This is a genomic window from Actinotignum timonense, assembly GCF_002860685.3.
GTDB lineage: Bacteria > Actinomycetota > Actinomycetes > Actinomycetales > Actinomycetaceae > Actinotignum > Actinotignum timonense.
This window is the reverse complement of record NZ_CP136960.1, coordinates 1,918,987-1,931,633: the sequence shown is the minus strand read 5'-3', so window position 1 is coordinate 1,931,633 and position 12,647 is coordinate 1,918,987. Positions and strand designations below refer to the sequence as shown.

Annotated in this window: 7 protein-coding genes; 4 read left to right on the top strand and 3 right to left on the bottom strand. The window is 61.7% G+C overall.

The window, feature by feature from the left end; all coding sequences use genetic code 11:
- Window positions 1–2: 2 nt before the first annotated feature.
- Window positions 3–842 (top strand): PHP domain-containing protein, encoded by an 840-nt coding sequence (locus tag CYJ17_RS08080; protein ID WP_087070618.1) that lies wholly within the window; start codon window positions 3–5, stop codon window positions 840–842.
- A gap of 216 nt (window positions 843–1,058) precedes the next feature.
- A complete protein-coding gene (locus CYJ17_RS08075; RefSeq protein WP_026429521.1) occupies window positions 1,059–1,685 on the top strand; it encodes a MarC family protein in 627 nt (208 codons plus the stop codon).
- 83 nt (window positions 1,686–1,768) lie between these two features.
- Here CYJ17_RS08075 and CYJ17_RS08070 read toward each other — a convergent pair whose 3' ends face one another.
- On the bottom strand, window positions 1,769–3,460 hold the full coding sequence (locus CYJ17_RS08070) for a DEAD/DEAH box helicase (protein ID WP_087070620.1): 1,692 nt from the start codon (window positions 3,458–3,460) through the stop codon (window positions 1,769–1,771).
- Between the two features lie 259 nt (window positions 3,461–3,719).
- The gene (locus tag CYJ17_RS08065; protein ID WP_087070621.1) at window positions 3,720–3,944 is read right to left on the bottom strand and encodes a DUF3107 domain-containing protein; all 225 of its coding nucleotides are present in this window, start codon (window positions 3,942–3,944) and stop codon (window positions 3,720–3,722) included.
- A gap of 197 nt (window positions 3,945–4,141) precedes the next feature.
- On the opposite strand from CYJ17_RS08065, the gene CYJ17_RS08060 reads away from it, so the two are divergent.
- Together CYJ17_RS08060 and CYJ17_RS08055 are read left to right on the top strand one after the other, a co-directional pair.
- The gene (locus CYJ17_RS08060; protein WP_143231870.1) at window positions 4,142–7,585 is read left to right on the top strand and encodes an ATP-dependent DNA helicase; all 3,444 of its coding nucleotides are present in this window, start codon (window positions 4,142–4,144) and stop codon (window positions 7,583–7,585) included.
- Window positions 7,582–11,490 carry an ATP-dependent DNA helicase gene (locus tag CYJ17_RS08055; RefSeq protein WP_087070623.1) on the top strand — a complete coding sequence of 1,303 codons (3,909 nt, stop codon included), beginning with the start codon at window positions 7,582–7,584 and terminating at the stop codon, window positions 11,488–11,490. The genes CYJ17_RS08060 and CYJ17_RS08055 overlap by 4 nt, the downstream gene beginning before the upstream one ends.
- Here CYJ17_RS08055 and CYJ17_RS08050 read toward each other — a convergent pair.
- Complete coding sequence (locus CYJ17_RS08050) at window positions 11,438–12,496, bottom strand: phosphotransferase (protein ID WP_087070624.1); 1,059 nt, start codon at window positions 12,494–12,496, stop codon at window positions 11,438–11,440. The two genes, CYJ17_RS08055 and CYJ17_RS08050, sit on opposite strands and share 53 nt — an antisense overlap.
- Window positions 12,497–12,647: the final 151 nt, after the last annotated feature.

Below are 12,647 nucleotides of genomic sequence, written 5' to 3'. Positions count from 1 at the left end.
ACATGGCTATCGATACCCACACTCATTCCACCGCCTCCGATTCCACGGTCACTCCGCGCGAACTCGTGGAGGAAGCCAGGAGTATCGGCCTGACCGGAATTGCGCTCACCGACCACGATACGGTGGCCGGATGGGAGGAGGCCGCCGCTGCGGCGGCCTCCTGCGCCGTCGTACTTATCCGTGGCATGGAGTTGTCCACGAAATGGGAAGGGATCACCTGCCATATCCTCGGGTATCTTTTCGATCCGCATGACCGTGCGATCCAGGAGCATATCGCTACCACGCGGGCGTCGCGGCTCACCCGCACCCGCGCCATTGTGGAGAAGCTCAGCGCGGACGTGCCTATCACCTGGGATGATGTAGTGGCTCATACGCCTCCGGGGGCGACCGTCGGGCGGCCCCATATTGCCGACGCCCTGGTGGCGGCCGGTGTGGTTCCCACCCGGAGCGCGGCTTTTACCCACTATCTTTCCGTGCACGGACCCTACTATGTGTCGCATTACGCGCCGCAGGCCTGCGAGGCCATTCGGATGATCACGGCGGCGGGCGGGAAAGCGGTGCTGGCCCACCCGGTGGCCCCCGCGCGCAATAAAGTGGTGCCCGAGCGCGCTTTTGAGGAGATGGCCGCGGCCGGGCTATTCGGCGTGGAGCTGCGCCATCCGGAAAACGATCCGGCGCTGGTGCCGGGCCTGGAACGCATTGCCGAGCGTTTGCAACTGCGCGGTTTTGGGGCGAGTGATTACCACGGGCGCGGGAAAACGAATCGGCTCGGGCAGTACACCACGAGCCCGGATATTATCGCCGAGCTGGTCGACGGTACCGCGTTGCCTGTGCTAGGTTAAAACGCGCTTCACTGCCGTAGCGTTCCGGCGGGAGCCGGGTACCTGCGAGCGCCATTCCTACCCGGCGCGGGCGCGGCCGTGAAAATTTTCAGGATGTCTTTTCGATTCTCGCGGGGATGTCCTAGGATGGTGTCGTTATAAGTCCGGCTCGGTGTAAAACCGCTCCTGCGGATGTGGAGGACCTGGTCGCCGGGGAGAATCAGGAGGTACTGCCCCGTGGCCGTCTTTGATGTCACGATCTTCTTGTCCACCTTCATGACCCTGTTCGTTATCGCCGACCCGCTAGGTAACCTCCCGGTTTTCATCGCGCTCACCGCGCGTAATACCAATAAGGAACGCAATCGCGCGGCCTGGCAGTCGGTCCTCACCTCCGCGATTGTGCTGGCGATTTTCGCGGTTTTCGGTAAATACATTCTGGATTTGCTGGGTATTACCACCGCCGCCATGCAGATTTCGGGCGGTATTTTGCTGTTGCTCGTCGCCCTCCAGCTCATGCAGGACGAATCCAATCCGCAAGAAGAAGAGGCGAAGGCTTCCTCGGTGAATATCGCCCTGGTGCCCATGGGAATTCCGCTGCTGGCCGGGCCCGGCGCGATCGTTGCCATCATGATTAAGGTGGAGGAATCCGGCGATACCCTGGGCGGCATCCTCGCGATTATCGCGGCTTTTATTCTGCTGCACATCATTGAATGGGTGGTATTGCGTTTCGCCTCGCCCATGCACCGGCTCCTCGGCGAAGGCGGCACGGTGTTCCTCACCCGCATTGCCGGGATGCTGCTGGCCGCTATTTCGGTGCAGCTTATTATTGCCGGTGCGGTTTCGGTGTGGCCGGGCGCCGCGTAGGTTCTTTTTCCGCGCAATTCTTAAAGTCCAGGCGGGCACCTCCGGGAAATATGGAGGCGCCCGCCTGAGCCTGTTAATCCGCCTTAGTCCAGTTTGCGGGAGAGTTTACGACGCCGCCGCTGCGTTCCTGCCTGCTCGCTAGCCGCGGGAGTTTCGGCCCGCGTGCGAGGGGTGCCGAGCTTGCGGCGGGTACGCCCGGAAGTACTGTGCTGTTCTTTTTCTTCAGTACGACGACGCCCGCTTCCCGAGCGCTGCCCCTCCGTCTTCGTGGCCGTGGATGTGGCACGGCGCGATCCACGGGTCGAAGAAGAACGCCGTTCGCTCCCGCGTTCGCGCGGGCCGCGGCGCCCGCCCTGGCGGGCCGAGCGACGCTGAGAATTCCTGCGCCCGCCCCGCGAGTGCCCGGTTTCACCCAGGTCTTCAATCTCTTCGGCATCCAGACCGGCCAGCACCCGCTGGGATTCGGGGAGGGTGGAGCCGGCATCGGTGGGAATATCAAGATCGGTGTAGAGGTGATCCGAGGTGTGGTAGGTCTCTACCGGATCGGCCATCCCGAGGTTGAGCTGCTTGCTGATAAGTGACCAGCGGGGCATATCTTCCCAGTCCACGAAGGTGACCGCGGTGCCCTTATTTCCGGCGCGGCCGGTGCGCCCAATACGGTGAATGTAGATCTTTTCATCTTCGGGGCACTGGTAGTTGACGACGTGGGTGACATCGTCCACGTCAATACCGCGGGCGGCAACATCGGTTGCAACAAGCACGTCAATCTTGCCTTTACGGAAGGCCCGCAGGGTTTGTTCCCGGGCTCCCTGGCCCAGATCCCCGTGCAGGGATCCCACCGCGAATCCGCGGTCGCGCAAGGTATCGGCCAGGCGGGCCGCATTGCGCTTGGTGCGGCAGAAAATAATGGAGCGATCCCGGCCCCGGGCCTGGAGGATGCGCGCAACCACTTCGTCTTTATTCAGGGCGTGGACGCGGTAGGCAACCTGGCGAATATTTTTCACGGTGGCGCTGTCATCGCCGGGGGTATGGGCGCGAATATGCGTCGGTTTCGTCATATAGCGGCGCGCCATGGTGATGACGGGACCGGGCATGGTTGCCGAGAAAAGCATGGTGTGGCGGGTAGGTGGAACGGCGGAGAGGATTTTTTCGACGTCGTCCAAAAAACCGAGGTCAAGCATTTCATCGGCCTCATCGAGGACCACGGTGCGAACCCGGCTGAGCACGAGGGTACCGTGTTTCATGAGGTCGATGATGCGGCCCGGGGTGCCCACCACGATTTCGACGCCCTTGGCCAGCGCTTCTTGCTGGGGTTCATAGGCGCGCCCGCCGTAAATATCGACGATACGCAAGCTGCGGTGGGCAGCGGCGTTACGCAGCTCCAAAGCAACCTGTTTGGCCAGTTCACGGGTAGGAAGCACGACGAGTGCCTGGGGCTTACCCTGATCTGCCGGCGGGATATTCTCCCAGCCTTCTTCTCCCGGACCTATCGAGACTTCGAGGAGCGGGATACCGAAACCAAGAGTTTTCCCGGTGCCTGTTTTTGCCTGCCCGATAATGTCGTGCCCGGTCAGGGCAACGGGAAGGGTGAGTGCCTGGATCGGGAACGGGTGGGTAATGCCGTGCTCTTCCAGGGCACGAACGATAGGTTCGGAAACTCCGAAATCCGCGAAAGACTTGGTTTCGAGGCCTTCACCTGTGCCGGTGATATCCGCGGCGGGGGAAGTATCGGTGGGTTCATGAGCGCGGGAGGAATCAATCACTCCGGAAGCCATATGCTGTCCTTTCTGCGTGCGCTAAGGGGCACGAGCTAGGGGTGGGTGCAGCAGTTGCGATATATGCCACATCAGCCGGTTACGCACCGGCGACCGAGCACACCACCCGAGGTAGCAGCCGATCGCGACAATCCCCAGCGACCGGGCAGCTACACATATCAATCACGCCTGGAGGCGGCGTACACGGCCTCAGGCTCCCGGCTATTCTACGGCACGAACCCGGCCGGGCCGCCGCGACCTCCCGTGCACCACGAATTTCCTAGAGACCGAAGCCAACCCGGCGGGTATCCTGTTCGCGGATTTCCACGAAAGCAATAGCATCGGCGGGAATGGTTACCTCACGATTCTTCTTCGCGGTAATACGCAAAGGCTTGCCTTCTCCACCCAGGCTGGCATCGACAAGCGCGCGCAATTCCTCAACCGAGGCATCCGTTTCCAAAATCAGATCGCGGGTAGTTTCACGAAAACCAATAACGATTTCCATATCTTTCTCCTTGAATACTCTAGGGATGCGGGGCCGTAAGGCACCGCCGTGAAAGAGCCTGAATAGCTCATCTTCGCTATGCTTCCGCAGTAGCGTTCGCGATGCCTCCACAGTAGCGGCCCCTTACGACAAAAAAATTTGTCGTAAGCCTCTCGTATGGTTAATCCTAACAACGCACCTGCGAAGAAAGGATCGTGGTGGACAGGATCGTCGAACAACTCGATGCCTCACAAGAGGCAGCGGTCAGCGCGGCTCTGGCACGGTCTGCGGGCGGATTAGCCCCGGGCACCCTGAGCATTATTGGTGCGCCCGGAAGTGGGAAAACCACCGTCCTCGCCCATATTGCCCGCGCGGCTCTCCATGAAGGAAATATTGCGGTCATCACCCAGGATCGGCGCGCCGCAGCGCGCCTCCAACACCTGCTCACCTTGGCGGCCGGGGTGCGCCCCGAAAACCTGGAGGTCCGTACCCTTTCTGCCTTCGCCTACGCCATTGTGCAGCGCTATGCCCAAGCCCTGGGGCGGGAAAAACCCGAATTGATCTCCGGTCCTGATGAGGATCGCATCGTGCGTGAGATTCTCAGTGATGAATACTCGGGTATCCATTTCCCTGATTTTGTTACCGAGGATGTGCGTGATCTTCCCGGATTACGCCAAGAGCTGCGTAACCTTATTACCCGCGCTCGCGAACTCGGTCTGGATGCCGGCCAGTTGGAAGCCTGGGCGGAAAACGGGAGCGTGCCCGAACTCCAAGCACAGATGTGGCGCCTGGCCGGCGCGCTTATGCGCCGGTACGATGAGGTGCGCACCTTGGGGGATGCGCTGGCAGGTTCGGCCGCTAGCCCGGATCGTCTTGATCACAGCCAGCTCGTCGGTGCGGCTACCCATATGCTCTCGGATTGGGAAGAACACCTGGCGGCAGCGGGCCGCACGGTCCCGGTACCGCGCCCGCGCTGGGCAATGGTCCTTGTTGATGATGCCCAGAACGCACCGCGGTCCATGCTTCCCCTCTTGCGGGTAATGCGCGATCAGGGAACCCGGATTATCGTGGCCGGTGATCCCGATAGTGCGGTTCAGGGATTTCGCGGCGGGGTGCATTCCCTCCCGGGTGATCTTGCTTATCCCGCTCCGCGCGGCTTGGATGCTGATCTTGTTTACCTCAACGTCCGGCATCGCGGTGGTTCCGTTCTTATTAGCCAAGCTCAGCGCATCGAGCAGGCCCTCCCGGTGGGCGGGGGTGTGCATGCCCACCGCGCTGCCGGGCCGGCGCTCTCGGAGTATGGCAGCGGTCATACCAGTGGCAATGGTGACGGCGCCAGGGTGGATGCAGAAGCGGCAAGTTCGCATATATCCGATCAATTGCCCTGCGGGCCAACCGATCCGTGGAATGATGCGTTGCGCGGGGCCAGCTTCGCCCACATGGAAGAAGAAATCGCCTACGTGGCTTCCTACCTGGAAGAAGTACATCTACGCACCGGTGCCCCCTACGCGCAGATGGCGGTATTTACCCGTGCGCGCAGTGAACACGGGCTGATCCGCGATGCACTCGTGCGGCGCGGAATACCGGTAGCGCCCCTGGCTAGTGATGAGCCCCTGCATCGCGAACCGGCAGTCGCCGCACTCTTTGACCTCATCCGCGCTGCCTTCACCAGCGGCCCGCACGCCTTCGCCACCCCGGAGGGCGTTAATATCCCGGCATTACTCGCCTCACCCATCATCGGAATGGACCCCCTCGAAATCAAAAGGGTAGGCAGGTGGCTGCGTGCCCAAGCCCTCCTCTCCGGGCAGCGTGGCAGTGAAGCGGAACTTCTTACCGGAGCAGTCCTAGGGAGCGGTGGGCCTACCGCAGCGGAACTCGAACCCCTGCGCGCTCTACTCGCCCGGATTCGGGAAGCGGGGGAGGCCTGCGCCATGCAAGCGGAAGAAGTGCTGTGGGCCGCGTGGGAGGGAGCTGGAAAATCCGAAGAATGGCAACAATTAGCCCTCGGGCACGGCCCGGATGCCGACCGGGCCAACCGGAATCTCGATGCGGTTATTTCCCTCTTCCGGGTGGCGCAACGCATGGCTGATCGTGACCCGGCTGTCACGGTGGATACTCTCCTGGAAGAAGTGAGCTCCCAAGAACTCCCCGAAGATTCCATCGCGCGGGGTGGGGCGGAAGCTGATAGCGTTTCCCTCCTTACTCCCGCGGGAGCCCAAGGGCGCGAATGGGACCATATTGTCCTCATGCACGTGGTGGATGGCGTATGGCCTAATCCGCGCCCGCGTGATGCCCTCACGGGTACCGGACTCCTGAGTGAACTTGTGACCGGAAGGTTCGCCGGTGGATCCAGTTCGGGCTCCGGGGTCAGTTCGGCTGCCACGGCTGGCGGAGGTGCGGTCTATCGCGATTCCACATCCACGGTCATCGCTGATGAACTACGCCAATTACATTTCGCGGTTACGCGCTCCCGGCGCAGTCTCCTCGTGACCACCACGGACAGCATGGGAGATACCCCTTCGCGCTTCTTCCCCCTGCTCGGCTTTGATATCTCGGAAAACTCAGCCGGAGCAGGTGCTAGCGCAGGCACGGGTGCAGGAGTAGGAACGGGAGCCGGTGGGAGCGGTCCCAATCTTCCACGTACCGTGCGCTCGCTCAGCGATCCGCGTTGGGGTATGGCCCTTCCCCTCGGGCGCCGGCCCCTTGTTGCCCAACCGATCCCACCCGCGCTCCTCAGCAGTGAGGAAACCGTTGGGGTACTGCGCCGGGCACTACGTGCCGGGGGAGAATCCAGCGATTTCGCCCGGGCGGCTCTGGAGAAAATGCGTGGCGCCGGATTTAGCGCGGCGGATCCGCACACCTGGATGGATGAGCTCGCCACCTCAACCGAAGCAGCGGTACCCGGCCCGGTCTACGTGAGTCCCTCAGCGGTGGAATCCCTCCTTGCCTGCCCGCTTGACGGATTCTGTTCCGCGGTGGGCCTGCGCTCGGAAGAAGGCACTGAGAGCGCCTCCATCGGAACCCTAGTTCACCGCATCGCGGAAGAATTCGCTGAGGAACCCAACCAGGAGCAGATGCACGCCCGCCTGGTAGAACTCTGGCCTGAAAAACTATCCGAAACTCCCACCCATTACGACAAACTCCTCTTCGACCAAGCCAGTGACATGGTCGATAACCTCTATATTTACCTTGATTCCCACCGGGATGACACCTTGCTAGGCGTAGAACACCGGATTAGTCGCGAGCTTCCCGGCACCCCGCCCGTACGGGTATCCGGTTCCATTGACCGCCTCGTCAACCGCGGGGAAGGCGCCCGGGTCATTGACCTGAAAACCGGAAAATATAAGCCTAGCGAGGCACAGGCTGAGGACCACGCCCAGCTCCAGGTCTACCAGTGGGCACTCAACGAAAAACACACGCCTGCCGGTGCGGAACTCGTGTACGTCCACCCGCACAATTTCCTGAAGAAACAGCACAGCCCCTCCGTTCTCACCCAAGAACCCCTTGATGAGGTGAGTGCAGCTCGAGCGGAAGATCGCGTGCGCAGCGCCGCCCAGATCGCGGTGAGCGGCTTCGTACCGGTCTCGCCCAGTTTGGAAGAAGCCAATGACCGGGTTCAATCCATTAGTCCCCTCACGCAAGAAGGACGGATTTTCTCATGACACCCACACCCCACGAATACGTTGAAGCACAGACGCCAGCGGAACCCGATGCCGCTCTAGACCGCATCCTCGCCGGCCAAGAACACCCACCCACCGCGGAACAACGCCGGGTCATCACCTCCACCGCCCCGGCCATACTCGTGGTTGCCGGAGCCGGATCGGGCAAAACAAAAACCATGGTGGACCGGATCGCTTACCACCTCGCCTGCGGCAACGTGAGCCCGGATGAAGTCCTTGGACTCACCTTCACCCGGAAAGCCGCCGGAGAACTAGCTGAACGAGTTAACACCAGCTTAGAAAAACTCGGCCTCCTCGCCCCGGAAGGAAGCAACGCGGGGAGCGCCATGCGCCGGCCCGTCATATCCACCTACAACTCTTTCGCGAACGACATCGCCGGAGCCTACGGCATGCTGGTCGGAGCCGATCCCACCGCCCGCCTCATCACCGATGCCGAACGCGTCCAGCTCATGGACCAGGTCGTCAGCGCCCTGCCCAGCAGCGCTAGCACCGCGGTCCTGGCCGAACGCAGCCGCTCCAGCCTCATCAACGACGCCCTCACCTTCGCTCAAGGAATCCTCACCAACGGCGTGGAGCTAGCAGAAGCCCGCGCTTTCCTCACCGCCCAAGATCACGCCCTGGAAACTCTGTGTGCCGACTCAACACGCATCATGAGCGCGCGCTGCTGGTACCCGGATGCCTCCAAGAAATTCACCAATTTGAAAGGGGGAGCGGCAGTACCCAAACAACAACAGGTCGTACTTGGGCTAGTGGAGTCCTACCTGCAGCTCAAAAAAGAACTCAACGTCACCGAATTCGCCGACCAAGTCGCTATCGCCGGGCGCATCATGACCCGCTATCCCCAAATCGCCAAGGAAATTTCCTCCCGGTATCGCCTCATCCTGCTCGACGAATACCAAGACACCGACGAAAACCAAGCACAATTCCTCCTGGGCGCCCTCACCGCGAAACGAGACGGCTTCCTATCCATCACCGCGGTAGGCGATCCGAACCAGGCCATCTACGGGTGGCGAGGCGCCAGCGCCGCCGCCCTGACCAACTTCGCACGTCACACCACCCGCATTTTCGGGCACGTAGAGAAACTCCAGCTCTCCACCGCTTTCCGTAATGATCGAGCCGTGCTCGCCGCAGGCAACGCCGTCGCCACTCCCTTAGAACGCGACACGTTCCTACGCGAAGATCGTGACCACCCGAATTTCCCACCCGAATTCAGGCCCGCCCCAACAAGCGCGGGAACCGCGGGGAGCGCGGGGGAAAGTACCGATATCGCGCCACTGCGGCTGCGTGAACGCCCCGGAGCGGGAGCCGGGCGCGTCAGCGAAATCCGTACCCTCCTTCGCGAAGACTCCTACCGGAGTATCGCCCGGCATATCCTCGCGGTACGCGAGCGGGTGGCCGCGGAAAACGAAGAGCGGCGCGCTCGCGGTGAAGCACCGCGCGGGGCCGAGATCGCCGTCCTGTGCCGCAAACGCTCCTATATCGATATGATGGCCGCCGCACTGCGCGAACTCAACAGCCAGCTCGCCAGGGAATCTGCCGCTCACCCTGGCGGTGCCACGCCTCAGCCCCTCGCCTTTGAGATCGTGGGCGGGGAATCGCTGGTGGCGCGCCCGGAAATCATTACCCTGCGGGCCGCCCTCGGCCTGGCCGCCAACCCGGCCCGCGGCGACCTCCTCGCGCGCTTACTCGCCCACTGGAATATTGGGGTGGCGGATATCCGCGCGCTCTCACGCTGGGCGCGTCGCTACGCGGCCGCGGCTGTCACCAAAGTCGATAGCGACGTGCGTGCCAGTTTTATTAACGACGACGCCGCACCCGGCCACGAGGGCGCGTCTGGCGCCGCGGGTGAATTGGCTACCGCGCAACCCCTTCTCAACAGTCGTGACGAAGCCAATCTGGGCGAGGCGCTCCACGCGCTTATGCTCCTGGTGAGCACCCCAAGCACCCCTGGCATGTATGAGGATGGGGATGGACATCTCGATGCGCATGCGGATGGCAACTCGGGTGAACACGGGGGCGAGTGCCCAGGTGAGCGCGCGGATGCGGCGGAGCTGGCGGGAACGGGCGAAGCTGAGCTCAGGCAAGCAGCCCGATCCGCACGCGGCGAATTCTCCAGCATTGGCTGGGAACGCCTGCGGCGCTTGAATGCCACCCTCGCGTCCTTGCGTTCCGGTTTGCATAACGCTTTGGCCGATCAGATTGATCGGGCCGTTCACCTGCTCGGCCTGGATACCGCGGCTGCTACCCGCAGTGAAGGCGGGCAGCGAGTCCGTACCTCCATCGACCAATTCATCTCCCTGGCCCGCACCTATGCGCACGGTGATAGCCAGCGGGGCATGCGCGAATTCGTGGAATGGCTCGATGTGGTGGAAACAGAAGAACACGGCGGGGAAGAAGAATCCGGGGCAGATATTCCGCGGGTAGAGAGCGCGGTCGATGTTACCCCCGGGGTTATCCAATTGATGACCGTTCATGCTGCCAAAGGTTTGGAATGGCGTGACCTCGTCGTCGTACCTGAACTCGTGAAAGGCCAGTTCTCCGAAGTGACCGAAGGAGTGAAAGCCTGGCCGCGCAATACCGGTATTTTCCCGTACCCCCTGCGGACCGACTATCCGTACCTACCCCAATTCACACTGGCCGGAGCGCGCAATCTCGATAAAATCACCGTCGCGAATACTTACGCGCGGTTCCTTGACGAATTGGCGTACCACGAAAGTGAAGAAATGCGGCGCCTCGCCTACGTGGCCTTTACCCGATCCACTCGGGAGCTCCTGCTAGCCGGATACTGTTTCCAAGATGATAAAGATGTGTCCGGCCGGGTACAGAAAGCAGAAAAGCAAGCAAAGAAAAACGCCGCCGAAACCCCGGAAGATGGGGGCGATAACGCGCTGGGCGTTGAAACACGGCCGCCCTCCTGCTTCCTGAGCGCGGTGCGAGAAGCTGCCGCCCGCGGGGAGCTCACGCTGGCTGCCTCGCCCGCCACGGTTTCCTCCGTGAAGCTGCCGGAAGGATTCCCGGATATTGCACCGGACAGCTTGAGCGTGGATGAGCTCGTCGACATTTTCGGCGAAAAAGTTGTGTACCCGCCGGTCCTCGAACCGGTACCGCATTATTTCGAGGCGCCCGATCTGCTTGCCTGGCCGCGTGACCTGGCCCGCAGCCTCCCTATCGAGGCGGAAACTCTCGATGCTGACCAGCGCGCCGAACTCACCCAGGTCATCGGCCGGCTTATTGCACGCAAACAGCAAGCCGAAACGTCCGAGTACACCGAGGCCGGCGGGCATTACACCGCCACCGAGCTCGTCTACCGGGCTGAACACCGCGAAGAATACCTGCTCAATAAACGCCGCCCGGTTCCCCGCCAGCCCTCGCGAGCTGCGCGTTTGGGAACGATCCTGCACGAAAAAATCGCTGATAGTTACGCGAGCGCCGCCGTGCTCAATATTGATAGCGAGGATCCGCTCGATCATGATCCCGTTCTCAGCGCAGAAGAAATTGCGCGTATGTATGAGAATTACGAAGCGTCCGAATGGGCTAGCTACCCGCCGCTCGCCATCGAGCAGCAACTCGGCGTGGTCATCGGGGGGCATGTTGTCCACTGCGCACTCGACGCTGTTTTCGACACCTCACAGGTACCCGGGCGTGCCCCGGTGACTATCGTGGACTGGAAATCCGGGCGGCGCCCCTACGGGGAAACGAAGGCTGCCCGGGAACTCCAGCTCGCCCTCTACCGGCTTGCCTGGTCCCGGGCCCACAGCATCCCCCTCGCGGAAATTGATGCGTCCTTCGTCTACCTGCGGGGAAATAGGGCTGAAGAACTACGGGCTGGGAAGCTCAGCGAGGAGGAAATTCTGCTTCGTGCGGGTCTGCCCAATCAGGAGCAGTAACCGCGGTCTCCCCGGTCAGCTCATCCGCACCGCTCGCCTCGGCATCGGAAGCACTTTCCGTGAAAGCCGGCTCCGATGCCGGGGTAGCGGGGAGCAAATCCGGGGCCTCACGTACGTCCTCGGCCAGCGCGCCGAGCATCTGGACGGCGTCGTTCCTAATCTCCATGCTGCCCGTACGAATCCCGTACATGAGCCAGCGAATAATCGCGAACTCCGACGTGAAAATAATACGGGTGTAATCCGCTTCCCTCAGCTCAACCGAGCGCGCATTCTCATAAGAAGTAATAAAACTCGGCCACTGTTCATCATCAAGAACAAGCATCGCCGCTAAATCCCGGGCCGGGTCGCCCACGTGTGCCTCACCGAAACCGAGCACGCTCGCAACCGAGCCATTCGACCACAAGAAATTATCGGACGCCACATCACCGTGGACAACCGTTTCCTCAAAATCCCACACCTCATCACTATCCAGCACATCCATCCAGCGCTGGCGCAAAATCGTGGGAAGGGACGTTTCCTGATCTGCTGCCTCCAGTTCGGCCCGCACCCGCGCGCGCCACTGCCCAGCCGTATAAACAGGCAACCCGGAACGAGCCACCACATCCCGGTCAATGCTGTGAATCGCGGCGAGAGTACGGCCCATCTCCCGCACTTCTTCCTCACCGAGAGCCTCGAAAACCAGCGCCCGCCCAAAAGGCTCCGGGTAGACCACCGCGCGACCCCCGGTATCAGCATCAACAAAACCGGCCGGCCGCATAATATCGAAAGGCAGGCGACCGGCCCGCAATTCCTCCAAAAGCTGGGGAGCCAGAGCCGCTTCGGCTTCTAGCGACGTCGCCGCCGTGCCATTCTGAGGAACTTTGACCATCCAGTGGCGCCCCTGAGAATCAAGGACACACCCGGAAACAAAATCTTCCGTCTCAACAAACGGTTGGCGCGTGGAGACAATCTCGACGCCGAGAGCCCCGACGGCAAGCGCAGCAAGATAGAGCGGAGAAGTAGTCACCCCCTCAATTTATCCGAAAACTCAGCCACGTGCTTGCCTACACCCCGGATATAGGCCGGCTGCCACGGCCCGATAAGTCTGGTGCTGCGTCCAGATAGGTCTGTCGCTATGCCCGGATATAGACCGGCCGCCGGAACTATCCACATGATCG

Coding starts and splice junctions, on each gene's coding strand:
- CYJ17_RS08080 (WP_087070618.1), top strand. CDS start 3: ATGGCTATCGATACCCACACTCATTCCACCGCCTCCGATTCCACGGTC.
- CYJ17_RS08055 (WP_087070623.1), top strand. CDS start 7,582: ATGACACCCACACCCCACGAATACGTTGAAGCACAGACGCCAGCGGAA.
- CYJ17_RS08070 (WP_087070620.1), bottom strand. CDS start 3,460: ATGGCTTCCGGAGTGATTGATTCCTCCCGCGCTCATGAACCCACCGAT.
- CYJ17_RS08065 (WP_087070621.1), bottom strand. CDS start 3,944: ATGGAAATCGTTATTGGTTTTCGTGAAACTACCCGCGATCTGATTTTG.